The 23,903-nt window shown below is 72.6% G+C and carries 22 protein-coding genes and 1 riboswitch; of the genes, 11 read left to right on the forward strand and 11 right to left on the reverse strand.

The features are described 5' to 3' along the window. The first annotated feature begins 49 nt into the window (after positions 1-49). From murQ to ACGFT1_RS22580, 3 genes are all read left to right on the forward strand, one after another. Positions 50-973 (forward strand): N-acetylmuramic acid 6-phosphate etherase, encoded by a 924-nt coding sequence (gene murQ, locus ACGFT1_RS22570; protein WP_373910728.1) that lies wholly within the window; start codon positions 50-52, stop codon positions 971-973. A gap of 15 nt (positions 974-988) precedes the next feature. Continuing rightward, positions 989-2,515, forward strand: a complete 1,527-nt coding sequence (locus ACGFT1_RS22575; RefSeq protein ID WP_373910729.1) for a PTS transporter subunit EIIC — start codon at positions 989-991, stop codon at positions 2,513-2,515. Positions 2,516-3,056: 541 nt separating this feature from the next. After that, entirely contained in the window at positions 3,057-3,626 is a 570-nt protein-coding gene (locus ACGFT1_RS22580; RefSeq protein WP_373910730.1) for a hypothetical protein, read from the forward strand. 29 nt (positions 3,627-3,655) lie between these two features. On the opposite strand, the gene ACGFT1_RS22585 is transcribed toward ACGFT1_RS22580, so the two are convergent. The 5 genes from ACGFT1_RS22585 to thrC all read right to left on the reverse strand — a co-directional run bounded on the left by ACGFT1_RS22585 (position 3,656) and on the right by thrC (position 9,201). After that, positions 3,656-4,777, reverse strand: a complete 1,122-nt coding sequence (locus ACGFT1_RS22585) for an NADH:flavin oxidoreductase (protein WP_373910731.1) — start codon at positions 4,775-4,777, stop codon at positions 3,656-3,658. A 235-nt stretch (positions 4,778-5,012) separates the two neighbouring features. Further along, positions 5,013-6,635: a chaperonin GroEL gene (gene groL, locus ACGFT1_RS22590; protein WP_121788176.1), complete on the reverse strand. Its 1,623-nt coding sequence runs from the start codon at positions 6,633-6,635 to the stop codon at positions 5,013-5,015. Between the two features lie 366 nt (positions 6,636-7,001). Then, on the reverse strand, positions 7,002-7,205 hold the full coding sequence (locus ACGFT1_RS22595; RefSeq protein WP_121788175.1) for a cold-shock protein: 204 nt from the start codon (positions 7,203-7,205) through the stop codon (positions 7,002-7,004). A 440-nt stretch (positions 7,206-7,645) separates the two neighbouring features. After that, on the reverse strand, positions 7,646-7,921 hold the full coding sequence (locus ACGFT1_RS22600) for a MoaD/ThiS family protein (protein WP_356817924.1): 276 nt from the start codon (positions 7,919-7,921) through the stop codon (positions 7,646-7,648). Continuing rightward, positions 7,918-9,201, reverse strand: a complete 1,284-nt coding sequence (gene thrC, locus ACGFT1_RS22605; protein ID WP_373910732.1) for a threonine synthase — start codon at positions 9,199-9,201, stop codon at positions 7,918-7,920. The genes ACGFT1_RS22600 and thrC overlap by 4 nt, the downstream gene beginning before the upstream one ends. Before the next feature lie 17 nt (positions 9,202-9,218). Further along, a riboswitch (SAM riboswitch) is annotated at positions 9,219-9,375 on the reverse strand. A gap of 156 nt (positions 9,376-9,531) precedes the next feature. Between thrC and ACGFT1_RS22610 the strand changes: the two genes are divergently transcribed. Beyond that, positions 9,532-10,476: a glucosyl-3-phosphoglycerate synthase gene (locus ACGFT1_RS22610; RefSeq protein ID WP_373910733.1), complete on the forward strand. Its 945-nt coding sequence runs from the start codon at positions 9,532-9,534 to the stop codon at positions 10,474-10,476. A 74-nt stretch (positions 10,477-10,550) separates the two neighbouring features. Further along, entirely contained in the window at positions 10,551-11,996 is a 1,446-nt protein-coding gene (locus ACGFT1_RS22615) for a trehalose-6-phosphate synthase (protein ID WP_373910734.1), read from the forward strand. Positions 11,997-12,476: 480 nt separating this feature from the next. Here ACGFT1_RS22615 and otsB read toward each other — a convergent pair whose 3' ends face one another. The 3 genes from otsB to ACGFT1_RS22630 are packed head-to-tail and all read right to left on the reverse strand — an operon-like array spanning position 12,477 to position 14,874. Then, positions 12,477-13,334, reverse strand: a complete 858-nt coding sequence (gene otsB, locus ACGFT1_RS22620; protein WP_373910736.1) for a trehalose-phosphatase — start codon at positions 13,332-13,334, stop codon at positions 12,477-12,479. A 35-nt stretch (positions 13,335-13,369) separates the two neighbouring features. After that, a complete protein-coding gene (locus tag ACGFT1_RS22625; protein WP_373910737.1) occupies positions 13,370-13,594 on the reverse strand; it encodes a DUF3263 domain-containing protein in 225 nt (74 codons plus the stop codon). Between the two features lie 35 nt (positions 13,595-13,629). Continuing rightward, entirely contained in the window at positions 13,630-14,874 is a 1,245-nt protein-coding gene (locus ACGFT1_RS22630; protein WP_373910738.1) for an extracellular solute-binding protein, read from the reverse strand. 142 nt (positions 14,875-15,016) lie between these two features. On the opposite strand from ACGFT1_RS22630, the gene ACGFT1_RS22635 reads away from it, so the two are divergent. The 3 genes from ACGFT1_RS22635 to ACGFT1_RS22645 all read left to right on the forward strand — a co-directional run bounded on the left by ACGFT1_RS22635 (position 15,017) and on the right by ACGFT1_RS22645 (position 18,254). Further along, positions 15,017-15,964: an ROK family protein gene (locus ACGFT1_RS22635; RefSeq protein ID WP_373910766.1), complete on the forward strand. Its 948-nt coding sequence runs from the start codon at positions 15,017-15,019 to the stop codon at positions 15,962-15,964. A gap of 110 nt (positions 15,965-16,074) precedes the next feature. Next, the gene (gene nagA, locus ACGFT1_RS22640) at positions 16,075-17,202 is read left to right on the forward strand and encodes an N-acetylglucosamine-6-phosphate deacetylase (RefSeq protein WP_373910767.1); all 1,128 of its coding nucleotides are present in this window, start codon (positions 16,075-16,077) and stop codon (positions 17,200-17,202) included. A 122-nt stretch (positions 17,203-17,324) separates the two neighbouring features. Continuing rightward, entirely contained in the window at positions 17,325-18,254 is a 930-nt protein-coding gene (locus tag ACGFT1_RS22645) for a 1-phosphofructokinase family hexose kinase (protein ID WP_373910739.1), read from the forward strand. 31 nt (positions 18,255-18,285) lie between these two features. On the opposite strand, the gene ACGFT1_RS22650 is transcribed toward ACGFT1_RS22645, so the two are convergent. After that, the gene (locus ACGFT1_RS22650) at positions 18,286-19,236 is read right to left on the reverse strand and encodes a carbohydrate-binding protein (protein WP_373910740.1); all 951 of its coding nucleotides are present in this window, start codon (positions 19,234-19,236) and stop codon (positions 18,286-18,288) included. Positions 19,237-19,355: 119 nt separating this feature from the next. Further along, a complete protein-coding gene (gene cdgB / locus ACGFT1_RS22655; RefSeq protein ID WP_373910741.1) occupies positions 19,356-21,011 on the reverse strand; it encodes a diguanylate cyclase CdgB in 1,656 nt (551 codons plus the stop codon). A gap of 476 nt (positions 21,012-21,487) precedes the next feature. On the opposite strand from cdgB, the gene ACGFT1_RS22660 reads away from it, so the two are divergent. Then, complete coding sequence (locus ACGFT1_RS22660) at positions 21,488-21,979, forward strand: flavin reductase family protein (protein ID WP_373910768.1); 492 nt, start codon at positions 21,488-21,490, stop codon at positions 21,977-21,979. 65 nt (positions 21,980-22,044) lie between these two features. After that, entirely contained in the window at positions 22,045-22,503 is a 459-nt protein-coding gene (locus tag ACGFT1_RS22665; RefSeq protein WP_373910742.1) for a GNAT family N-acetyltransferase, read from the forward strand. A 42-nt stretch (positions 22,504-22,545) separates the two neighbouring features. On the opposite strand, the gene arfB is transcribed toward ACGFT1_RS22665, so the two are convergent. Continuing rightward, entirely contained in the window at positions 22,546-22,983 is a 438-nt protein-coding gene (arfB, locus tag ACGFT1_RS22670; RefSeq protein WP_373910743.1) for an alternative ribosome rescue aminoacyl-tRNA hydrolase ArfB, read from the reverse strand. A gap of 165 nt (positions 22,984-23,148) precedes the next feature. Here arfB and ACGFT1_RS22675 point away from each other — a divergent pair, with 165 nt between their 5' ends. Beyond that, positions 23,149-23,724 carry a TerD family protein gene (locus ACGFT1_RS22675; protein ID WP_373910744.1) on the forward strand — a complete coding sequence of 192 codons (576 nt, stop codon included), beginning with the start codon at positions 23,149-23,151 and terminating at the stop codon, positions 23,722-23,724. Positions 23,725-23,903 lie beyond the last annotated feature (179 nt).

Genomic DNA, 23,903 nt, shown 5'->3' on the forward strand with positions numbered 1-23,903 from the left:
CGGTTCACTGGCCCCCTGTCGAAAGAGCCCCCGGAGAGAGCCACCCCCCATGACCTCTCATGACCTGCGCACCGAACTGGCTTCCCTGACCACCGAGGCCTTCCGGCCCGAACTGGCCGACATCGACCGGCTGCCCACCCTCGAGATCGCCCGGCTGATGAACGGCGAGGACGCGGGCGTGCCCGCCGCCGTCGCCACCCAGCTGCCGCGGATCGCCGCCGCCGTCGACGCCGTCGCCGCCCGCATGGCCCGCGGCGGGCGGCTCGTCTACGCCGGAGCCGGGACCGCCGGCCGGCTGGGCGTGCTGGACGCCTCCGAGTGCCCGCCCACCTTCAACACCGATCCCGCCCAGGTCGTCGGCCTCATCGCCGGCGGCCCCGACGCCATGGTGACCTCCGTGGAGGGCGCCGAGGACTCCGGGGAACTGGCCCGCAGGGACCTCGACGCGCTGAAGCTGAACGCCGAGGACAGCGTGGTCGGCGTCTCCGCCTCCGGCCGCACCCCCTACGCGGTCGGCGCCGTCGAGCACGCCCGCGCACTGGGCGCCCTGACCGTCGGCCTGGCCTGCAACGAACACAGCGCACTGGCCGCCGCCGCCGAGCACGGCATCGAGGTCGTCGTGGGCCCGGAGCTCGTCACCGGCTCCACGCGGCTGAAGGCGGGCACGGCCCAGAAGCTCGTGCTCAACATGCTGTCGACCATCACGATGATCCGGCTGGGCAAGACGTACGGGAACCTGATGGTCGACGTGCGCGCCTCGAACGACAAGCTGCGGGCCCGCTCCCGCCGGATCGTCGCGCTCGCCACCGGAGCGGGCGACGAGGAGATCGAGAAGGCCCTCGCCCAGACCGGCGGCGAGGTCAAGCACGCGATCCTGGCCCTGCTCGCCGGAGTCGACGGCCCGACGGCCGCCCGTCTTCTGCAGGAGTGTGACGGCCATCTGCGCGCCGCGCTGGCGCACGCCCCCCGCTGACCGCACGCTCGAGGCGTGCGCAACGACCCCGCCTCCACCGCGACCGCCGTCCTCGCCCGGGTGGGCGGCCCGGCCAACGTCGTCTCCGTGACCCACTGCATGACCCGCCTGCGGCTGACCCTCGCCGACCCGTCGGCCGGGGACGAGGAGGCCCTGCGGGCCCTGCCCGGCGTGCTCGGGGTGGTGGGCGGCGGGGACGTGTGGCAGATCGTGCTCGGGCCCGGGGTGGTCGACGCGGTCACGGCCGAGGTGCGGACACTGCTGGCCGGACCGGCCGCCGACGGCGCCGCCCCCGGGGCCCCGGCCGGCCGGGACACCCGGGCCCCGGGAGGCGTCCGGGCTCCCGCGGACCTCCTCCGGCACCTCGACACCGGCCCCGAGGCCGCTGCCGGCCGGGACGTCCGGGCCTCCGGGGACGTGCGGCGCCGCGACGCCGGCCCCGTCCGCACCGGCCTGCGCCGCGTCGCCCACGTCTTCGTCCCGCTGATCCCCGCCCTCATCGGCTGCGGCATCCTGGCCGGGCTCAACGGCCTGCTGCTCAACGCCGGCCTGCTGCCCGCGCTCACCCCCGCCCTGACCGCGATCGCCTCCGCGTTCATGGCGCTGATCCCGGTGTTCGTCGGCTACAACACGGCGAAGGAGTTCGGCGGCACGCCCGTGCTGGGCGGGGCGGTCGCGGCGGTCGTGGTGTACCCGGGCGTGGCGAAGGTGACGGCGTTCGGTGTGCACCTGGCGCCCGGGCAGGGCGGCGTGCTCGGCGCGCTCGCGGCGGCGTTCCTGGCCACACGGGTGGAGAAGTGGTGCCGGGGCCGGGTCCCGGGCGCGCTGGACGTGCTGCTGACCCCGGCCGTGACGGTCCTCGTCGCGGGCCTGGTGACGCTGTACGGGCTGATGTACGTGGCCGGCACGGTGGCGACGGCGATCGGCACGGCCGCGACCTGGCTGCTCGCCACCACCGGGGCCCTCGCCGGGCTGCTCCTGGGCGGCCTGTTCCTCCCGCTGGTCATGCTGGGCCTGCACCAGGCCCTGATCCCGCTGCACGCCACCCTCATCGAACAGCAGGGCTACACGGCCCTGCTGCCGCTGCTGGCGATGGCGGGAGCCGGCCAGGTGGGCGCGGCCCTCGCGGTCTACGTCCGCCTCCGCCACGACGTCCCGCTGCGGACGACCATCAGGTCGGCGCTCCCGGCGGGGCTGCTGGGGGTCGGCGAACCCCTCATCTACGGCGTCTCCCTGCCGCTCGGCCGCCCGTTCCTGACCGCCTGCGCGGGCGGGGCGGCGGGCGGGGCGTTCATCGGCTTCTTCGCCATGCTGGGCACCCGGGTGGGCGCCACGGCGATCGGCCCGTCGGGCTGGGCCCTGTTCCCGCTGCTGGCCGGGAACCGCGGCCCGGCCCTGCTGGCCGCGGTCTACGCGGGCGGTCTCCTCACCGGCTACCTGGTGGGCTTCCTGGCGACCTACGCCACCTTCCGCCCCACCGCCGGCACCGGCACCTCCGCGGCCACCGGCACGACCGCCGCCGCCCCGGCCCCCGGCACCTGACACACCCGCCGGAGGCGCGGGCCGATCCAGGAGAGACCGCGCCCGGCGGCCGGCACCGCGGCCGCCCACCGGGCGCCACCCCGGCGGGCCGTCGCAGGCCTCCCGGCAACGACCGCTCGTCTCCCCCGTCCGGACGCTGCCACGCCGCCCGGCATCCGGTACGCGGACGGCGAGACTCGGCGGGACGGCACGGCGGATCCGTGTGCGCGCGTCCGAGCCGGCGCCGTGCGCCTCCAGGGGCGCGGACGGCTGTCGCCGCGCGCGTCCGAGACCCCTGAATCCGACGAACAACCGACGAGGGCAGTGCGGCTCCGCGCCGCCCGGCACCCCGTACGCAGGCACGAGACGCGGCGGAACGGTGCGGCGGGGTGGCGCGCGCGTCCGAGCCGGCGCCGTGCGCCTCCAGGGGCGCGGAGGAGCGGCGGCGCGCGGTCGCCGGTTGTCACGCGCGTCCCGCGGCGCCCGAGCGGTGGAAAGTGCCCGCGCGGGCCGTCGTTGCGTGGGGCAGGGCACCATGGTGGGGAGGAGGCGACCGATCGACATGAACCATGCCCAGCTCACCGCCCTCGGACGGGCCCTGCGGCTGCTCGGGGAGCACGGAGATGCCCTGACCGGCGACACGCCCGACGCCCGGCTGCACGAGATCAGGAGCGACCTGCGGCGCGCCCTCGACCTGCTGGACGACAGCGTCACGGCCGGCGCGCCCGCCACCCGGTGCCCCGAGCATCCGCAGGGACCGGTCGACGAGAGCGCCCCGGACCTGTGTCTGCTGTGCGAGACCCGGCGCCGGGCCGCCCGCCGCTCGGAGTTCCAGGGCAGGCCCCGGCCCGGCGAGCCGGCGCCGTCGGCCCCCTCCCGCTACGGCGTCCGCGGCGACCGTCCACAGCCCCAGCAGCGGTGGCTGCCGGAGCTGTGGAACGGCCAGGAGTGGCAGCTGTGCGGCACACCCCGGCGGGATCTTCGCGAGGCCGAGGCGTACCTCGCGGCCCAGCGGCGCGGCTCCCGGCCGGCCATGGCGTACCGGCTCGTGCACGAGTTCACCGACTACGAGGTGCTGCGGGTGTGGGGAACCCCGCTACGGGTCGACATCGAGCCCATGGGCAATCTGTAGCCGGGCCGGCGACCGGCCCGGCGCCCGGGTCAGCTCAGGGTCTTGATCGCCGCCGCGTCGTAGGGCGCCAGCTCGTCGAAGCGGTCGGCGAGCACCTTCGCGGCCCACTCCGGGTCCTGGAGCAGCGCGCGGCCGACGGCGACCATGTCGAACTCGTCGGCCTCCAGGCGGTCCAGGAGGTTGTCGAGGCCCCGGACCGGGGAGCCCTCGCCCTGGAAGGCGTGCACGAAGTCGCCGTCCAGGCCGACCGAGCCGACGGTGATGACCGGCTTGCCGGTGAGCTTCTTGGTCCAGCCGGCCAGGTTCAGGTCCGAGCCGTCGAACTCGGGGAGCCAGTAGCGGCGGGTGGAGGCGTGGAAGGCGTCGACACCGGCCTCCGCGAGCGGGGTGAGGATGGCCTCCAGCTCCTCGGGGGTCTGGGCGAGCCGGGCGTCGTACGCCTCCTGCTTCCACTGCGAGTAGCGGAAGATGACGGGGAACTCCGGGGAGACGGCGTCGCGGACGGCGGCGACGATCTCCGCCGAGAACCGCGCCCGGGACGCCGGGTCGCCGCCGTAGCCGTCGGTACGGCGGTTGGTGTGCGCCCAGAAGAACTGGTCGAGGAGGTAGCCGTGGGCGCCGTGGATCTCCACGCCGTCGAAGCCGATGCGCTCGGCGTCCGCCGCGGCCCGGGCGAACGCGCCGATGACGGCGTCGATGTCGGCCTGGGTCATGGGGGTGGCGTCCGCGGTGCCGTCGATGCGCAGGCCGGAGGGCCCGTGGGAGGGGGCGTCCGGGAAGGGCGCGTCGCCCTGGTTGCGGACGGTGCCGATGTGCCACAGCTGCGGGACGATCGTGCCGCCCGCCGCGTGCACGTCCTCGGCGACCTTCGCCCAGCCCGCCAGCTGCTCCTCGCCGTGGAAGCGCGGGACGCGGTCGCTCTGGCCGGCCGACGCGTGGCCCACGTAGGTGCCCTCGGTGACGATGAGACCCACGCCGGCGGCGGCGCGGCGTGCGTAGTACGAGCGCACGTCCTCGCCGGGAACGCCGCCCGGGGAGAACATGCGGGTCATCGGCGCCATCACGATCCGGTTGGGGACGGTGAGGCCGTTGAGGGCGATCGGCCGGGACAGGATCCGGGCCGTGCGGGAGGCGGGGGTCGTGGCGGTCACGTGGGGGCTCCTCGGCAGTTCTCTCGGTAGACCAGACGGTATGTGCGCACGCAATGTTGCACCTACTGAATGAACTCCGGGCCCGCGTCCCCGCATTCCACCTGCACCGCACCGCCTCCGTGACCCCGGTCACACACCGCGCACCGCGGCGGGAAACGCCCGAGGGCGGTACCTCCTGCCGCAGCAGGGGGTACCGCCCTCGGTCGGAAGGACAGGCGATCAGCCGGAAGGCCGATCAGAAGTCCATGTCACCGCCCGGCATGCCGCCACCGGCCGGGGCGGCGTTCTTCTCCGGCTTGTCGGCGATGACGGCCTCGGTGGTGAGGAACAGCGCGGCGATCGACGCGGCGTTCTGGAGCGCGGAACGCGTCACCTTCGCCGGGTCGATGATGCCCTCGGCGACCAGGTCGACGTACTCACCGGTCGCGGCGTTCAGGCCGTGGCCCGGGGTGAGGTTGCGCACCTTCTCCACCACGACACCGCCCTCGAGGCCGGCGTTGACGGCGATCTGCTTCAGCGGGGCCTCGAGCGCGATGCGCACGGCGTTGGCGCCGGTCGCCTCGTCACCCTCGAGCTCCAGCTTCTCGAAGACCTGGGAGGCCTGCAGCAGGGCCACGCCACCACCGGCGACGATGCCCTCCTCGACGGCCGCCTTGGCGTTGCGGACGGCGTCCTCGATGCGGTGCTTGCGCTCCTTGAGCTCCACCTCGGTGGCGGCACCGGCCTTGATGACCGCGACACCGCCGGCGAGCTTCGCCAGGCGCTCCTGGAGCTTCTCGCGGTCGTAGTCCGAGTCGCTGTTCTCGATCTCGGCGCGGATCTGGTTGACCCGGCCGTTGACCTGCTCGGAGGAGCCCGAACCGTCGACGATGGTGGTCTCGTCCTTGGTGATGACGACCTTGCGGGCGCGGCCCAGGAGGTCCAGGGTCGCGTTCTCCAGCTTGAGGCCGACCTCCTCGGAGATCACCTCGCCGCCCGTGAGGATGGCGATGTCGCCGAGCATGGCCTTGCGGCGGTCACCGAAGCCCGGGGCCTTGACGGCGACGGACTTGAAGGTGCCGCGGATCTTGTTGACGACCAGGGTCGACAGGGCCTCGCCCTCGACGTCCTCGGCGATGATCAGCAGCGGCTTGCCCGACTGCATGACCTTCTCCAGGAGCGGGAGCAGGTCCTTGACCGAGGAGATCTTGGAGTTGGCGATGAGGATGTAGGGGTCCTCGAGCACCGACTCCATGCGCTCCATGTCGGTCGCGAAGTAGGCGGAGATGTAACCCTTGTCGAAGCGCATGCCCTCGGTGAGCTCGAGCTCCAGACCGAAGGTGTTGCTCTCCTCGACGGTGATGACGCCTTCCTTGCCGACCTTGTCCATCGCCTCGGCGATGAGCTCGCCGATCTGGGTGTCGGCGGCGGAGATGGACGCGGTGGAGGCGATCTGCTCCTTGGTCTCGACGTCCTTCGCCTGCTCCAGCAGGGCGGCGGAGACGGCCTCGACGGCCTTCTCGATACCGCGCTTCAGAGCCATGGGGTTGGCGCCGGCGGCGACGTTGCGCAGGCCTTCCTTGACCAGGGCCTGGGCGAGAACGGTCGCGGTGGTCGTACCGTCACCGGCGACGTCGTCCGTCTTCTTGGCGACTTCCTTGACCAGCTCGGCGCCGATCTTCTCGTACGGGTCCTCGAGCTCGATCTCCTTGGCGATGGAGACACCATCGTTGGTGATCGTGGGGGCGCCCCACTTCTTCTCGAGGACGACGTTGCGGCCCTTGGGGCCGAGCGTCACCTTCACGGCGTCCGCGAGCTGGTTCATGCCGCGCTCGAGGCCGCGCCGCGCCTCCTCGTCGAACGCGATGATCTTGGCCATGTGAAGTGGTCCCTCCAGGACTGGGGGTGATTCCTTCGGACCGCGCCCGCGCCCGCGACGGACGGCTCGCCGGCCGTGTGGTTCCTTGCCCCACTTGGCCTGCGGGCCTCACCGACCCGGTCCTTCGTTGTCACTCTCACCTTCAGAGTGCTAACGCCAATGATTAGCACTCGGCATGGTCGAGTGCAAGCGCCCAGGGGGGTACGAGCCCTCCGTCAGCCCCCCGCGAACACCCGCCCGGGGTGCGGACGCGGGCGCGAACGGGACGCGGACCCCGCCACGGACCGGCGCGGAACGGCGCGGAGCCGGGCACGGCGAAGGGCCCGCACCCTGTGCCGGTGCGGGCCCTTCGCCAACGAGAAACGTTCAGGCGCCGAGGCGAACCATGTCGGCCTGCGGGCCCTTCTGGCCCTGCGAGATCTCGAACTCCACCCGCTGGCCCTCTTCCAGGGTGCGGTAGCCGTCCATCTGAATGGCGCTGTAATGGACGAAGACGTCCGCACCACCGTCGACCGCGATGAAGCCGTACCCCTTCTCCGCGTTGAACCACTTGACGGTGCCCTGAGCCATGCCTAACTCCCCTATTACTGGCCCTTGCACAGATCCGCACTTCGCGGACCCGGGTCAGACCTCACCCCCCACTGGCCGGGGGCGTGCGCCGGAACGCGTCGACCGCGGCTGAATGTATCTGTCCAACTGCCGTCTGCAACAGGTCAATCGGACGAGAAATCTGGACTCGGGCGGTCCGGAATGTGGCGAGAATTCATCCGACTTCAGGGCAAGTCGGGCCCCGCAAAAGGAACAAATGCCGCGGAACACCCCAGCACTTTGGCCGTTTCTTGTCGGGTGCGCGGCATGAATTGAAGGGCCGCCGACCCGTGGACCGCGACCGCGTTCCCCAACTCTACCGCGCTCAATCACACAGAATTGCCCCCTCCGCTTCTCTTACGGAGGGGGCAATCACATGAACGATATGTCACTGGCGTTACCGAAGGTAATGATGGGGCGGATCAGCCGCCGGCGACCGCCGGAATGATCGAGACCCCCGCCCCGTCCGGCGTGGCGGTCTCCAGGCCCTGCTCGAAGCGGACGTCGTCGTCGTTCACGTACACGTTGACGAACCGGCGCAGCTTGCCCTGGTCGTCCAGCACCCGGGCGGCGATCCCGGCGTGGTTCTTCTCCAGGTCGGCGATGACCTCGGCGAGCGTCGCGCCCTCGGCGGCGACCTCGGCCGACCCGCCGGTGTAGGTGCGCAGGATGGTGGGGATGCGAACGGTCACGCTCATGCGAGGCCAGCCTCTCGGAAGGAGTCCAGGGTCGGGCGGATGGTGGCGGTGAGGCCGGTCCCGGCCACCGCGTCCAGGGTCTTCAGGCCGTCACCGGTGTTCAGGACGACCGTGGTCTTCGCCGGGTCCAGCACACCGTTCTCGATCAGCTTGCGGGTGACGCCCACGGTGACACCGCCGGCGGTCTCCGCGAAGATGCCCTCGGTCCGCGCGAGCAGCTTGATCGCGTCCACCACCTGCTGGTCGGTGACGTCCTCCACGGCACCACCGGTGCGGCGCGCGATGTCCAGCACGTACGGGCCGTCGGCCGGGTTGCCGATGGCGAGCGACTTGGCGATCGTGTTCGGCTTCTGCGGCCGTACGACGTCGTGCCCGGCCTTGAAGGCGGTGGACACCGGCGAGCAGCCCTCGGCCTGCGCGCCGAAGATCCGGTACGGCCGGTCCTCGACGAGACCGAGTTCGATCAGCTCCCGGAGGCCCTTGTCGATCTTCGTGAGCTGGGAGCCGGAGGCGATCGGGACCACGATCTGGTCGGGCAGCCGCCAGCCGAGCTGCTCGCAGATCTCGTACGCCAGGGTCTTGGAGCCCTCCGCGTAGTACGGCCGCAGGTTGACGTTGACGAAGCCCCAGCCCTCGCCGGCCGCGTCGCCGATCAGCTCGGAGCAGAAGCGGTTCACGTCGTCGTAGTTGCCCTCGATGCCGACCAGCTCACCGCCGTAGACGGCCGCCATGACGACCTTGGCCTGCTCCAGGTCGTGCGGGATGAACACGCAGGAGCGCAGGCCGGCCCGGGCGGCGGCGGCGCCGACGGCGCCGGCCAGGTTGCCCGTGGAGGAGCAGGACAGGGTGGTGAAACCGAAGGCGCGGGCGGCCTCCAGGGCCTGGGCGACGACCCGGTCCTTGAAGGAGTGCGTCGGGTTGCCGGAGTCGTCCTTCACGTACAGCCCGCCGGTCACGCCCAGCTCGCGCGCCAGGTTGTCCGCCCTGACCAGCTCGGTCCAGCCCGGGTTCAGGTTGGGCTTGCCGGCGACGTCCGCGGGGACCGGTAGCAGCGGCGCGTACCGCCAGATGTTCGCGGGGCCCGCCTCGATACGGCGGCGCAGCTCTTCGGTGTCGTGGGCGGAGAAGTCGTAGGCGATCTCCAGCGGACCGAAACACTCCTCGCAGGCGAAGACCGGGCCGAGCGGCACCCGGTGACCGCACTCGCGACAGCTCAGGGCCGTGGCGGGACCGAGGTCGACGGTGGAACTGCCGGTGCTTGCAACTGTCTGCACAGCCATGGAGGCGAGGCCCTTTCTCCTCATCTTCCTCACGGCGCACTTCGCCGTGAGACGGATTTGGCACCTTCCCTAGCCGGGAGCCTCGCGAAAACGATCAGAACTGATCTACGAGAACCGACTGGAGGGTTGCCGGGGCTTCATCGGGCCGTGTCCCTCTGCCCCTCTGGATGAGCAATATGTGGTTGTGGACGCGGGCGGCCCCCGACATGCGATGGTCACCGGCGTTGTTCAAGACTGTAACCGAAGGCCAGGACAGTTGAGATAGTCGTCCGTACCGCGAGATGGATCACACCGTGTGCGTGTGGTCGTGACAGTGAGGAACCACAGACCGTGCTGGAAGAAGTCGAGCGCTGGCTGGCCGACCGCTCCTGGTCCGTGACCGACCGCCCGCCCCACCGGATCCTGGCCGCCAAGCAGCGCACGGGCCAGACGATCAGCGTCGTGCTGCCCGCGCTCAACGAGGAGGAGACCGTCGGCGACATCGTCGCGGTCATCCGCCATGACCTCGTCGAGCAGATACCGCTGGTCGACGAGATCGTCGTCGTCGACTCCGGCTCCACCGACCGCACCGCGCAGGTCGCCGCGCGCGCCGGCGCCCGGGTCGTCCACCGCGACGCCATCCTGCCCCGGATCCCCGCCGTCCCCGGCAAGGGCGAGGTGCTGTGGCGCTCGCTGCTGGTGACCGGCGGGGACATCGTCTGCTTCATCGACGCGGACCTGCGCGAGTTCTCCTCCGACTTCGTCACCGGGATCGTCGGGCCGCTGCTCACCGACCCCTGCGTCGACCTGGTCAAGGCGATGTACGACCGCCCGCTCGGCGGCGCGGCCGGGCAGGGCGGCCGGGTCACCGAACTCATGGCCCGGCCGCTGCTGAACATGCACTGGCCGCAGCTGGCCGGGTTCGTGCAGCCGCTGGGCGGCGAGTACGCGGCCCGCCGCTCCCTGCTGGAACAGCTCCCGTTCCCCGTCGGCTACGGCGTGGAGCTGGGGATGCTGGTGGACGCGCTGCACCTGGCCGGTCTGGACGCGCTGGCCCAGGTCGACGTGGGCGTGCGCCTGCACCGCCACCAGGACGGGCAGGCCCTGGGCCGGATGGCCGCCGCGATCTACCGCACCGCCCAGCTCCGGCTGGCCCGCGGCCATCTGCTCCGGCCCGCGCTGACCCAGTTCGAGCGGGGCGAGAGCGGGTTCGAGCCGCGCACCTACTCGGTGGACACCGAGGAACGGCCGCCCATGGTGGAGATCGCCGAGTACGCCGAGCGCAAGGTGGCGTGAACAGTCCGTATACGGCCCCCTTCGTGGGCGGACCGTACGTTTGAGCGTTTGTGGGCCGGGCTAGGTTGAGGCGTATGGCTTCCACGCACGGCGCTGCTGAACAGGCTCAGGTGCTGGTCGCGTCCAATCGCGGCCCGGTTTCGTATCAGATCGGCGAGGAGGGATCGCTGCACGCCAGGCGGGGCGGCGGCGGACTCGTCTCCGGGCTGTCGGCCATCGGGTCCGACGCGGACTCCGTGTGGGTGTGCGCCGCGCTCGGCGACGGCGACCGCGAGGCCGTGCGGCGCGCGGACGGCGGACTGCTGCCGGCCGCGGACACCGGCGGGCAGCGGGTGCGGATGCTCGACATCGACCCGGCCGTGCACGCCGAGGCCTACAACGACATCGCCAACTCGGTGCTCTGGTTCGTCCACCACATGCTGTACCAGACTCCGATGGAGCCGGTCTTCGACGCGGAGTTCCGGCGGCAGTGGGCGTCCTACCGGGCCTACAACCAGGCGTTCGCCGAGGCGCTGGCCGAGGAGGCCGCCGAGGGCGCGGCGGTGCTGATCCAGGACTACCACCTGGCCCTCGCCCCGCGCATGCTCCGCGAACTCCGCCCCGACCTGCGCATCGGCCACTTCTCGCACACCCCGTGGGCGCCGCCGGACTACTTCCGCCTGCTGCCCGACGACATCGCCGCCGAGCTGCTCGGCGGCATCCTGGGCGCGGACCGCGCGGCGTTCCTCACCCAGCGGTGGGCGGACGCCTTCACCGCCTGCTGCCAGGTGGTCCTCGGGCCCGACGCCGCCGCCGGCACCCGGATCGGGGTGCACGGTCTGGGCGCGGACGCGGACTTCCTGCGCGGGCGCGCCCACCAGGACGACGTGGCCGGACGGATGACGGCACTGCGCGAGGAGATCGGCCGGGGCCCCGGCGGTACGGCGCGCAGGACGATCGTCCGGGTGGACCGCACCGAACTGTCCAAGAACATCGTGCGCGGGATGCTGGCCTACCGGCAGCTGCTCGACGACCACCCCGAATGGCGGGAGAAGGTCGTCCACGTGGCGTTCGCGTACCCGTCCCGGCAGGATCTGGCCGTGTACCGCGAGTACACCGCCGAGGTGCGGCGGGTCGCGGACGACATCAACGAGCGGTACGGCACGGCGGGCTGGACCCCGGTCGTCCTGCACGTGAAGGACGACTTCGCCCGCTCCCTCGCCGCCTACAGGCTGGCCGACGTGGCCCTGGTGAACCCCATCCGCGACGGCATGAACCTGGTCGCCAAGGAGGTCCCGGTGGTCTCCGACGAGGGCTGCGCGCTGGTGCTGTCCCGGGAGGCCGGGGCGTACGAGGAGCTGGGCGAGGACGCGATCGTGGTGAACCCGTACGACATCGGGGGGACGGCAGAGGCGCTGCACGCGGCCCTGAGTCTGCCCGTGGCCGAGCGGGCGGAGCGGTCCAAGCGGCTGGCCGCGGCGGCGACCGCGCTGCCGCCGGCGCGCTGGTTCCTGGACCAGCTGGACGCCCTGCGCGGCTGACCCGCCGCCCCGGCCCCTCGACACCTCCCGGCGCCGGCTCCCCGGCCCCCGCCCGACATCCGGCACCCCGGGCCCGGCGGGGCCGGGGAGCCGTCGTACGGGAGCCGGCCATCCGGCACCTGACACCCCGGGGCACCGGAAAGCCGGGGGTGCCGGGGTGCCGGGGTCCTGCGGAGCGGAACCCGACCCTGCGGAGCTGGGACCCGGCGGAGCCGGGCTCCGGGGAGCCAGAAACCCAGGGAGCCGGGGAACCTGGGTCCTGCGGAGCTGGGACTTCGGAGCCAAGACCCCGGGGGGACCGGGACCCTGCGGAGCCAGGACCCGGAAGAGCCAGCACCCCGGAGAGCCAGGACCCCGCGGAGCCGAGGACCCTGCGGAGCCAGGACCCCGAAGGGCCAGGACTCTGCGGAGCCAAGACCCCGGAGAGCCAGGGCCCCGCGGAGCCGAGGGCCCTGGGGAGCTGTTCGGTCGGGCGGCGCTTCAGGGCAGTTGGGTCGCCAGTGCCCGCAGGAGTTCCACGACGCCTTCCGGGCCGGCCACCACCAGGTCGGCGCGGTCCGCCAGTTCGGTGACCTCCGTGCTGCCGCTGCACACCAGCAGGCCGGGCGTGCCGGCGGCGCGGAGTTCGTCGACCGCGGCGAAGGCGGGCAGGTCGCCCAGGTCGTCGCCGGCGTAGACGACGCAGCCGGCCCGGGTGGCGCGGGCGTGGTCCAGGAGGGCCACGCCCTTGTCCATGCCCGGCGGGCGCAGCTCCAGGACCAGGCGGCCGGGTTCGACGATCAGGCCGTGCCGGGTGGCGAGGCCGGCGAGGGGGCCGCGCAGGGCCTCGAACGCGGCCTGCGGGTCGGCGGCGCGCCGGGTGTGGACCGCGAGCGCCCGGCCCTTCTCCTCGATCCATGTGCCCTGCCCGGCGCCGGCGCGCTCCAGCAGGCCGGGCAGCTCGGCGCGGGCGGCGGCCACGCCCGGGTGCGGGGGCGGCGCGGTGACCTTGCCGGTGGCCGCCTCCCAGCGTTCGGCGCCGTAGTGGCCGAGGACGGTGAGGTGCTCCAAGCCGGGGACGTCCGCGAAACCGCCGTAGCGGACCGCCACCTCGGGCGGCCGGCCGGTGATCACGGCGATGGAGGCCACCTCGGGGGCGAGCGCCGCCAGCGCGGGCACGGCCCCGGGGTGGGCGCGGGCCTGTTCGGGGTCGGCGACGATCGGGGCGAGTGTGCCGTCGAAGTCCAGCCCGATCACGGCGTCACGGGGCCGGGCGAGCAGCGCGGCGAGTCCGTCCCGGCCGGCCTGGGTGGCCGGGAGCGGCAGCGGGTGCAGGGAGTCCGTCGTATGGGTGCCCATACGGCGACCCTATCCGCGCAAGGCCCGTCCACTCCTCAGCGTTCGGCGCGCCGCGTCTGCCGGATCCGGCGCAGCCGGTTGACGGTGACCGGGTCGTGGGCCAGGGCCCGGGCGTCGTCCAGGAGGGCGTTGAGGAGCTGGTAGTAGCGGACGGGGGACAGATCCAGCTCCTCGCGGATCACCCGTTCCTTCGCGCCGGGCCCGGGGAACGCCCGGCGCTCCAGCGCGAGGATGGCCTTCTCGCGGCTGCCCAGTTCCATGGGAGCCACCGTAGCGCCGGGCACCGACAGCCGGGCTAGCCGGCGGTGCCGCTGTCGGCCGCGGTGGCCGCGGACTGGAGGCGGGTCAGGACACCGGAGGGGCTGCCGCCGGGGGCGACGGCCTGCCCGATGTTCTGCTTCACGGCCGCGCTGACCGAAGCCCAGGAGGTCTTGCCGACGGGGTACAGCTCGGACGTGGGCAACTGGTCCAGGAAGGGGCGCAGCACCTTGTCGGAGGCCTTGCCGGACGTGGTCATGGCGGTGGAGGCGGAGCCGGTGACCGGCAGCAGCCCGTACATGCGGGAGAAGGCGAGCACGTTCTTCTCGCTGTACACGAAGTCGAGGAAGTCGCCGATCTGGTCGGCGTGCCCGTTCTGCCGGAAGCCCATCATCCAGTCGGCGACGCCCATGGAGGCCCGGGCCTTGCCGGTGCGGCCCGGCATCGGCACCGTGCCGAACTTCACGCCCTTGCGGCCGGCCTGCTGGATCAGCGTGGGGTGCCCGTTGAGCATGCCGACCTGGCCGTCGGCGAACGCGGCGAAGGCGTCGGCGCGGTTGAGCTTGCCCGGAGCGACGGGGCCGGTCAGGTCCTTGCCGACCAGCTCGTCCTTGAGCCAGGCGAACGTCTGCATGTTCTGCGCGGAGTCGAGGGTGTAGGTGCCGACGTCGTCGGTGTAGCCGCTGCCGCCGCTGAGCAGCCACTGCATGGTCTCGGCCTGGGCCTCCTCGGGGCCGAGCGGCAGGGCGTAGGGATACTTCACGCCCTTGGCCTTCAGCGCGCGGGCGTCGGCGGCCAGCTGGTCCCAGGTGGTGGGCGGGGTGATGCCGGCCTGGGCGAACAGGGTCTTGTTGTAGAAGAGGACCCGGGTGGAGGCGGCGAACGGTATGCCGTACTGGGTGTGCTTCCACTCGCCGGCGTCGGAGAGCTGGGAGAGCAGGTCGGCCTGGGTGCGGATGGAGAGCAGGTCGGAGACCTGGTAGAGCTTGCCGGCCGCGGCGTAGTCGGCGTAGGCGCCGATCTGGGCGAGGTCGGGGGCGTGGCCGGCGTCGACCATCTCCTTGACCTTGCGGTCGACGTCGTTCCACGAGTAGACGCTGACCTCGACCTTCACGCCGGAGTGGTGCGCCTCGTACTCCTGGGCCAGGTCGTCCCAGTACTTCTTGGAGCTGTTGGCGGCGGAGTCGCCGTAGTCGGCGGCGACGAGTCTGAGCGTCACGTCGGAGGAGCCCGTGCTCCCGCAGCCACCGAGAACCGCCGTCATGCCCAGTGCGGACACCACCGCGATCGTTCCTGCCGTACGCCGACGCACCCTCAGAGCCCCATTCCTGCTGTCTGACCGTTCGATATATGGACACGTAAGGTCTACACCACGTGAGTGGACTAGACCTTTCTCGGGTGGGAGGGTCACACTAGGGCCCGTGGTGAGACATGTCATCGCCCTCGACGTGGGCGGTACCGGGATGAAGGCCGCCCTCATCGGCGACGACGGCGCCCTGCTGCACCGCGCCCGCCGCGCCACCGGCCGCGAGCGCGGTGCCGAGGCGGTGATCGAGGGCATCCTCGCCTTCGCCGCCGACCTGCGCGCCCACGGCGTCGAGCGCTACGGCGCACCGGCCGCCGCGGCCGGCATCGCCGTCCCCGGCATCGTCGACGACGCGCGGGGCACCGCCGTCTACTCCGCCAACCTCGGCTGGAAGGACGTACCCCTGCGGCACCTGCTCACCGAGCGGCTCGGGATGCCCGTCGCCCTCGGCCACGACGTGCGCACCGGCGGACTCGCCGAGGGCCGCATCGGTGCGGGCCGGGGCGCGGACCGGTTCCTCTTCGTGCCGCTCGGCACCGGGATCGCCGGCGCCATCGGCATCGACGGCCGGGTGGAGGCCGGCGCGGACGGTTTCGCCGGCGAGATCGGCCACATCCGGGTACGGCCCCAGGGCGCCGCCTGCCCCTGCGGGCAGTACGGCTGCCTGGAGCGGTACGCCTCCGCGTCCGCCGTCAGCGCGGCATGGGCCGCCGCCTGCGGGAACCCGGACGCGGACGCCGCGGACTGCGCCCGGGCCGTCGTGTCCGGCGACCCGAACGCCGTCCGGGTCTGGCAGGAGGCGGTGGACGCGCTCGCCGACGGCCTGGTCACCGCGCTCACCCTGCTGAACCCCCGCACCATGATCGTCGGTGGCGGGCTCGCCGAAGCGGGGGAAGTGTTGTTCCAGCCGCTGCGGGACGCCGTCCGGCAACGGGTCACCTTCCAAAAACTGCCCACCATCGTCCCCGCCGCCCTCGGCGACAGCGCCGGCTGCCTGGGCGCCGGCCTGCTCGCCCGGGACCTGCTGAGGACGACCACTCCCACGACTCCGGAGGTAAGCACCTGATGGCAACCGAGCGGGAAACTCCGGCCCCGGACCGCGCCCCGCGAGGGACGCGGGACGGCGGGGATCCGCGGCCCGGCCGCGGGACGCGCTCAGCCACGGCGGACCCGCAGGTGCTCACCGGCGCGCACGTGGTGCTCCCCACCGGAGTCGTGCGCGACGGCCGACTGGCCGTGGACGGCACCCGCATCACCGCCACCGCCCCGGCCGGCGCGCGGGTCATCGACGTCAGCGGCCACTGGCTGGTGCCCGGCTTCGTCGACATCCACAACCACGGCGGCGGCGGCGCCGCCTTCTCCGGCACCGCCGAGGAGATCCTCACCGCCGTCCGCACCCACCGGCGGCACGGCACCACCACCCTCGTCGCCTCCATGGTCACCGACGAGATGGACCTGCTCGCCCGCCAGGCCGGCCTGCTCAGCGAACTGGCCGAACAGGGCGAGATCGCCGGCATCCACTTCGAGGGACCCTTCATCGCGCCGTGCCGCAAGGGCGCGCACGCCGAGGACCTGCTGCGCGACCCGGACCCGGCGGACGTCCGCAAACTGATCGACGCGGCGCGCGGCAGGGCCAAGATGGTCACCCTGGCCACCGAGCTGCCGGGCGGCATCGACTCCGTACGGCTGCTCGCCGAGCACGGGGTGATCGCGGCGATCGGCCACACGGACGCCAGCTACGAGCAGACGGTCGAGGCCATCGACGCGGGGGCCACGGTCGCCACCCACCTCTTCAACGCCATGCCCGGCCTGAACCACCGCACCCCCGGCCCCATCGCCGCCCTGCTGGAGGACGAGCGGGTCACGGTGGAGCTGATCAACGACGGGACGCACCTGCACCCCGCCGCGCTGGAGCTGGCCTTCCGGCACGCCGGCGCCGACCGGGTCGCGTTCATCACCGACGCCATGGACGCGGCCGGCATCGGCGACGGCCGCTACATGCTCGGCCCCATGGAGGTCGAGGTCAGCGACGGCGTGGCCCGGCTCGTGCACGGCGGCTCGATCGCCGGCTCCACCCTCACCCTGGACCGCGCGTTCCGGCGGGCGGTCACCGTCGACCGGCTGCCGGTGGAGGACGCCGTCACCGCCCTGTCGGCCAACCCGGCCCGACTGCTCGGCCTCTCCGACCGCATCGGTTCCCTGGAGCCCGGCAAGGACGCCGACCTGGTCCTGCTGGACGCCGACTTCCGCGTGAAGGGCGTCATGCGCCGCGGCGAATGGGTGGTAGCTCCCCAACTGCCCTGATCCGCAACCCCGTCGGGAAGACGGCCGGCGCCCGCGCACTGGGCCGGACGCCGTCTCTTTGGCATGATCGTGACCCCGGAAACCGATGGCAGGCACAGGGACTTCGAGGGAGGTCGGCCCGGGTGATCCTCACGGTCACACTCAACACCGCACTCGACCTCACCTACCGCGTGCCGTCGCTGCGCCCGCACACCTCGCACCGGGTCTCGGAGGTCGTCGAGCGGCCCGGCGGCAAGGGCGTGAACGTGGCCCGGGTCCTGGCCGCGCTCGGGCACGAGGTGACGGTCACCGGGTTCGCGGGCGGCCCCACCGGACAGGTGCTGCGCGAGCGGCTGGCGGGCACGCCCGGGCCGGTGGACGCGCTGGTCCCGGTCGCCGGGGCGACCCGGCGCACCGTCGCGGTCGTGGACGAGCGGTCCGGCGACACCACGCAGCTCAACGAACCCGGCCCGCAGATCGCCCCGGCCGAGTGGGGCACCTTCCTGGACCGCTACGAGGAGCTGCTGGCCGGCGCGGCGGCGGTGGCACTGTGCGGCAGCCTGCCGCCGGGGGTGCCGGTGGGGGCGTACGCGACGCTCGTACGGGCGGCGCGCGCCGCGGGCGTGCCCGTCCTGCTGGACACGAGCGGCGAACCGCTGCGCCGCGGGGTCGCCGCGCGCCCGGACCTCATCAAGCCCAACGCCGACGAACTGGCGGAACTCACCGGCTCCCACGAGCCGTCCCGCGCCACCCAGGACGCCCGCAGACGGGGGGCCGGCGCGGTCGTGGCCTCCCTCGGCGCGGACGGCCTGCTCGCCGTCACCCCCGAGGGCCGCTGGCGCGCCGCCCCGCCGGCCCGCGTCCCCGGCAACCCCACCGGCGCGGGCGACGCGGCGGTGGCCGGCCTGCTCTCGGGCCTGGTGGAGGGCCTCCCCTGGCCGGCCCGCCTGACCCGGGCGGTAGCCCTCGCGACGGCGACGGTCCAAGCACCGACAGCGGGCGACCACGACCCCACGCTCTACGCGGAACTGCTGCGACGGGTGGCGGTGACAGGAGAGTTCAGCGCGGCCTGAGCGGAGCGGCGCGGCGCCCGGCGGGGCCGGATCAGCTCGTGACCCGGCCCTTCTTGATCCACATCTGGTCGATCAGGACGTTGCACTTGTCACCCGGCTGGCAGGAGACGGCGATGGTGTTGGACCCCTTCTGGAGGGTCGGCCACACGTAGGACTTGGTCCAGCCCTTGTCGAAGGCACCGTCGGCGGCCCCGCGCCAGTTCTTCAGGCCCAGTTTGCCGCCGAAGGGCTTGCCGTTGACGGTGACCGTCATGGCCTGGTCCTCGCCGGTGGCGCTGTAGTTCACGAAGAGGGTGTACGGACCGTCCTCGGGAATGCCGCTGACCGTCCAGGTCACCGAGGCGCCGACCTGGTTGAGCCCGCCCACGTAGCTGCCGTCCGAAGACCGTGCCCCGGAGACGTCCGAGGCTCCGGCGGCGCCGCCGGCCAGCTGGAGGCTCTTGTCGGCGCCGTCCACCTTCGGCAGCTCGCCCGCCGTCGGCTTGCCGCTGCCCGTCGGGCTCGGGGAGTGCGTCTGCGGCTGGGTCGGGGAGGTTCCCGCCTGGTTGCCGGACTTGTCGTCGTCCGTGTGGCCGTTGATCATCGCGATGCCGATGCCGATGACGACCGCGGCGACCACCGCGACCGCGCCGATCAGCAGACCCTTGGTGTTCGGACCGCGCCGGCCGGACGTGGGCGCCTGCGGGCGGCCGGCCGGCACGCCGCCGGGCAGCGTCTCGGGGGCCTGGTAGTGGGCGCTCGGCTGACCGTGGGGACCCTGCTGCGGTGCGCCCTGGCCGTACGCGGCCTGCGGCGGCTGGCCGTACGACACCTGCTGGCCGTAGGTACGCTCGCCGACCGCGCGGACCCTGCTGACCGAGTTCGGATAGCCGTAACCGCCGCCGGAGGGCGGCTGGGCTCCCCGGGCCTGGCCGTCTGCGTACAGGTAGCCGAACGGGTCGTCGTCCTCGGGCGGGCTCGCGCCGTTGTCGCCGGGCGTCATCCCTTGGGTACTCCTCAACAGGTGCGGGCGTATGCGGTAAGGGTTCGGAATGGCGAGCCTACCCGCTCTCACTCGCCCAAACAGGTGACCCGGACCGCGTCAAGCCGCTGACCTGCGGGTCATCCGGCGCGGCGATGCTGTTTGGGACGAGATCGTTTCTCTACGTACATCCGCTCGTCAGCGGATTTCAGCACCTCGTCCGCCGTCATGCCGCAGTGCGCCCAGCCGATGCCGAAGCTCGCGCCCACCCGGACCGCCCGGCCCTCGGCGCGGATCGGCTGGATGATCTCGTTGCGCAGCCGTACGGCGAGGTCCTGGGCGTCGGCCCGGCCGAGGCCGTCGGCGAGGATCACGAACTCGTCGCCGCCGAGCCGGGCGACCGTGTCACCGTCCCGGACGCCGTTGCTCAGCCGCCGGGCCACCTCGATGAGGACCGCGTCACCCGCGTTGTGCCCGAAGCGGTCGTTGATCGATTTGAAGCCGTCGAGGTCGCAGAACAGGACCGCGAGGCCCTTGGTGCCGTCGTCGCGGCCCTCCTCGGGGGCGGCGGTGTGCACATGGTGGTCGTAGGCGTCGTACGCCTCCGTACCCGGCGCGAAGTCGAAGCCGTGCCCGGCCGGCGCGTCGAAGGCGGGGTGGCCGTAGGCCGCGTCCAGGGACTCCAGGGCGCCGGGCTGCGCGGGCCGCCGGCAGAGCCGGGCCGCCAGGCGCGAGCGCAGCTCGGCGGAGTTCGGCAGGCCGGTCAGCGAGTCGTGGGAGGCGCGGTGGGCGAGCTGGAGCTCGCGCCGCTTGCGTTCCTCTATGTCCTCGACGTGGCTGAGCAGGAAGCGGGGGCCGTCGGCGGCGTCCGCGACGACGCTGTTGCGCAGGGACACCCACACGTACGTGCCGTCCCGCCGGCCGAGCCGCAGCTCCGCCCGCCCGCCCTCGGCGGAGGTGCGCAGCAGGGTGCCGATGTCCTCGGGGTGGACGAGGTCGGCGAAGGAGTAGCGGCGCATCGCGGAGGCGGGCCGGCCCAGCAGCCGGCACAGGGCGTCGTTGGTGCGCAGGATGCGGCCGTGCTGATCGCCGCCCATCTCGGCGATGGCCATGCCCGAGGGGGCGTACTCGAAGGCCTGACGGAAGGATTCCTCGCTGGCGCGCAGGGCCTGCTGATCGCGCTCCAGGCGGACCAGGGCGCGCTGCATGTTGGCCCGCAGGCGCGCGTTGCTGATCGCGATGGCGGCCTGGAAGGCGTACATCTGCAACGCCTCGCGGCCCCAGGCGCCGGGACGGCGGCCGTTGCGCGGGCGGTCGACGGATATGACCCCGAGCAGGTCGCCGCAGGAGCCGCCCTGCACGCCCGGGGTGTACATGGGCGCGAAGAGCCGGTCGGAGGGGTGCCACTCGTCCTCGAAGCGCGGCGCGGGTCCGTCGGTGTACCACTGGGGGACGTCGTCGTCGTCGAGGACCCAGCCCTCGGTGTGCGGTATGAACACGAGGTCGCCCCAGCGTTCGCCCATGCCCAGCCGCCGGTCCCAGGAGTCCCGCGAGCCGGCCCGGCCGGTGATCAGGGCCTCGGCGGCGGAGTTCCCGGCGAAGGCGGCGACGACGAGATCCCCGTCGGGGCGCACCAGGTTGACGGCCGCCATCTCGTATCCCAGGGCGTCCACGACACCGTCCGCGACGGTCTGCAACGTGTCCGCCAGGCTGCGTGCCGTGTTCATGTCGGCCATGACCTGGTGCAGCTGCCGCAGGGACGCAAGACGGACGTACGGCTCCGACTCGGCCTCCATGCTCGCCCTCCCCCCGAGACCTCGCAGCGAATCAAGGGTTTGTCTTCGGCGCTTCCTTACGATGGCTTTCGCGTTGTCTCCGACGTGTACTCGTACGGCTCTCCGCCACTGAATCACAGCGCGCTGCCCACTCGGTACACAGGGTCAACAATTACTGCCTCCTGTGACTCAAGTCACAGAAGAACGTGAACAATTGAGGTGGAGTTTCTGCGTTTCTCCCGTGCGTATCCCGAACACGGAGTGTGCGGTCGCGCTCCCATCATGCACGACCCGTGCACGCGGCGTGCACGGCCGGTACACGGCCGGTGTACGCCCGCATGCGCCGCTGGTCCTAGGACCCGGCTAGGGCGGAGGGCCGATGCGCCCGGCGCGGCGGGGCCATTAGCGTTTCCGGCGTGCTGAAGACTCCCTCCCCCATCACCCCCCTGCCTCCCGGGCATGCTGAGGGGGTGAGCAACGACGAGTTCCGGGCCGCGATGTCCCGGCTGGCCGCAGGCGTAGTGCTGGTCACCGCGCAGGAACCGCCGCTCGACCCCGACGACCCCGACGCGCCGGGCATGGAGGACGTCGGCATGACCGCCACCGCCTTCATGTCGGTCTCCCTCGACCCGCCACTGGTCCTGGTCAGCCTGCGCGAGGGCTCCCGCATGGACGACCTGCTCGCCGAGCAGCCGCTGTGGGCGGTGTCGGTCCTCACCGAGAGCCAGCGGCACATCGCGGGCCGCTTCGCCATGAAGGGCCGCATCAGCGACCGGCTGCTCTTCGAGGACATCCCGTACGTCCGCGGCGAGGTCACCGGCGCCCCGCTGGCCGGGGGCGCGCTGGCCACCCTGGAGTGCCGTACCGAGCAGCGGGTGGCCGCCGGGGACCACACGCTGGTCGTCGGCCGGGTCCTCACCGCCCGGGTGCCCAGCGCGGAGGGCGGCCCGCTGCTGTACTTCCGCGGCCGGTACCGGCAACTGGATTGAGCCGGGTATTCCGCCGCCGCCGAATTCCGTGGCCCCGGGGAAAAGGGAATGCCTAGGATGCGGAGATGACACCGCGTCTTGAGGAAGTGACACCGGAGAACTTCGACACCGCCGTGGGTATCCGCGTCCACCCCGGGCAGGAACACGCCGTCCGCCCCGTCGTCACCTCCCTCGCCGAGGCGTACGTCCATCCCGCCGGTGTCGCCTGGCCCCGCCTGATCGTCGACGGCGACCGCGCGGTCGGCTTCCTGATGGCCTTCTTCGGCATCGACTGGCACGGCGACGGCAGCGTGCACCGCTCCGGGCTGTGGCGGCTGAACATCGCGGCGGACGCCCAGGGCCGCGGGTACGGCCGTTTCGCCGTCGACGCGGTGGCCGCGGAGATCCGCCGCCGCGGCGGCAGGGAACTCCACGTCACCTGGCACCCCGGCCCGACGGGTCCCGAGGACTTCTATCTCCGCCTGGGTTTCGCGAAGACCGGCGAGACGAGCGGAGACCAGACGGTGGGCGTCCTGGCACTGTGACGCCAGCGGTGGCGTCGGGACGGCAGGAGGGGGCCCGCCCGGTCAACCCCAGTCCCGGCCCGTGCGTCCGCGCTTGGTCTGAGCGCGCTGCTTCTTCTCCCGCAGCCGGCGTTCGTTGATGCCGCGCGGTATGCGCGTCGCCCTGCGGGGCTTCGGCGGCGGCGCGGTGGCCTCGGCGAGGAGGGCGGCCAGGCGTACGGCGGCGGTCTCGCGGTTGCGCCACTGCGAGCGGTGCTCGGACGCCCGTACGGACAGCACCCCGTCGACGAGGCGGCCGGCGAGCCGCTCGAGTGCCCGCTCCTTCCACACGTCCGGCAGCGCCTCGGTGCCGGCGAGGTCGAAGCGCAGCTCCACTTGCGAGTCGGTGGTGTTGACGTGCTGCCCGCCGGGCCCGGAGGACCTGGAGAAACGCCACGTCAGCTCGGCCTCGGGAAGCGAGACCGAGCCGCGGATGAGGTAGGGCCCGGACATGTATGCCATGTTCCCGGTCCCGCAGGGTGCACGTCACCTGGATTTCCGGTTCGGTAAAAAAGGTAAAGCGATCCGGAACCACCGGGACACCCCTCGACGTTGTTCCGGGTGACGGTAGCTTCGTCGGCACAGATGTGCAGGTATGCACGGGTAACTAGGGAAGGGACTCCCAACATGGCTGTAAGCCTGTCCAAGGGTGGCAACGTCTCGCTCACCAAGGAGGCTCCGGGCCTGACGGCCGTCACCGTGGGCCTCGGCTGGGACGTCCGCACCACCACCGGCACGGACTTCGACCTGGACGCCTCCGCGATCGCGGTCAACGGAGAGGGCAAGGTCTACTCGGACGCCCACTTCGTCTTCTTCAACAACAAGCAGACCCCGGACAGCTCCATCGTCCACACGGGCGACAACCGCACGGGCGAGGGCGCCGGCGACGACGAGGCGATCAACGTCAACCTGGCCGCGCTCCCGGCCGACATCGACAAGATCGTCTTCCCGGTCTCCATCTACGACGCGGAGAACCGCGGCCAGAACTTCGGCCAGGTCCGCAACGCCTACATCCGCATCGTCAACCAGGCCGGCGGCGCCGAGATCGCGCGCTACGACCTCTCGGAGGACGCGGCCACCGAGACGGCCATGGTCTTCGGCGAGCTGTACCGCAACGGCGCGGAGTGGAAGTTCCGCGCGGTGGGCCAGGGTTACGCCTCGGGCCTGGTGGGCATCGCCCAGGACTTCGGCGTGAACGTCTGACGCCCTCCGCGCGTCCGCCGGGACCGGTGGCGCCGCCCTTGCCGGGCGGGCGCCGCCGGTGCCGTGCTCTCAGGGGTGGCGCGGCTTGCCGTCGCCGTACAGCCAGTCCTTCCAGATCTCGCCGAAGTCCTTGTCCGGGGCCTTCTTCTCCACGTACGCGGTGAACTCCGCGGTGCTCG

Origin of the sequence: Streptomyces sp. Y20, assembly GCF_043195475.1 — a bacterium.
GTDB lineage: Bacteria > Actinomycetota > Actinomycetes > Streptomycetales > Streptomycetaceae > Streptomyces.

Excerpts from the sequence above, each read along its gene's own strand:
- ACGFT1_RS22660 (WP_373910768.1), top strand. The coding sequence starts at position 21,488 with ATGTCCCGGCTGGCCGCAGGCGTAGTGCTGGTCACCGCGCAGGAACCG.
- cdgB (WP_373910741.1), bottom strand. The coding sequence starts at position 21,011 with ATGGAGGCCGAGTCGGAGCCGTACGTCCGTCTTGCGTCCCTGCGGCAG.
- ACGFT1_RS22600 (WP_356817924.1), bottom strand. The coding sequence starts at position 7,921 with ATGAGCGTGACCGTTCGCATCCCCACCATCCTGCGCACCTACACCGGC.
- ACGFT1_RS22650 (WP_373910740.1), bottom strand. The coding sequence starts at position 19,236 with ATGACGCCCGGCGACAACGGCGCGAGCCCGCCCGAGGACGACGACCCG.
- ACGFT1_RS22615 (WP_373910734.1), top strand. The coding sequence starts at position 10,551 with ATGGCTTCCACGCACGGCGCTGCTGAACAGGCTCAGGTGCTGGTCGCG.
- otsB (WP_373910736.1), bottom strand. The coding sequence starts at position 13,334 with ATGGGCACCCATACGACGGACTCCCTGCACCCGCTGCCGCTCCCGGCC.
- ACGFT1_RS22595 (WP_121788175.1), bottom strand. The coding sequence starts at position 7,205 with ATGGCTCAGGGCACCGTCAAGTGGTTCAACGCGGAGAAGGGGTACGGC.
- ACGFT1_RS22580 (WP_373910730.1), top strand. The coding sequence starts at position 3,057 with ATGAACCATGCCCAGCTCACCGCCCTCGGACGGGCCCTGCGGCTGCTC.
- arfB (WP_373910743.1), bottom strand. The coding sequence starts at position 22,983 with ATGGCATACATGTCCGGGCCCTACCTCATCCGCGGCTCGGTCTCGCTT.
- groL (WP_121788176.1), bottom strand. The coding sequence starts at position 6,635 with ATGGCCAAGATCATCGCGTTCGACGAGGAGGCGCGGCGCGGCCTCGAG.
- ACGFT1_RS22625 (WP_373910737.1), bottom strand. The coding sequence starts at position 13,594 with ATGGAACTGGGCAGCCGCGAGAAGGCCATCCTCGCGCTGGAGCGCCGG.
- ACGFT1_RS22675 (WP_373910744.1), top strand. The coding sequence starts at position 23,149 with ATGGCTGTAAGCCTGTCCAAGGGTGGCAACGTCTCGCTCACCAAGGAG.
- ACGFT1_RS22665 (WP_373910742.1), top strand. The coding sequence starts at position 22,045 with ATGACACCGCGTCTTGAGGAAGTGACACCGGAGAACTTCGACACCGCC.
- thrC (WP_373910732.1), bottom strand. The coding sequence starts at position 9,201 with ATGGCTGTGCAGACAGTTGCAAGCACCGGCAGTTCCACCGTCGACCTC.
- murQ (WP_373910728.1), top strand. The coding sequence starts at position 50 with ATGACCTCTCATGACCTGCGCACCGAACTGGCTTCCCTGACCACCGAG.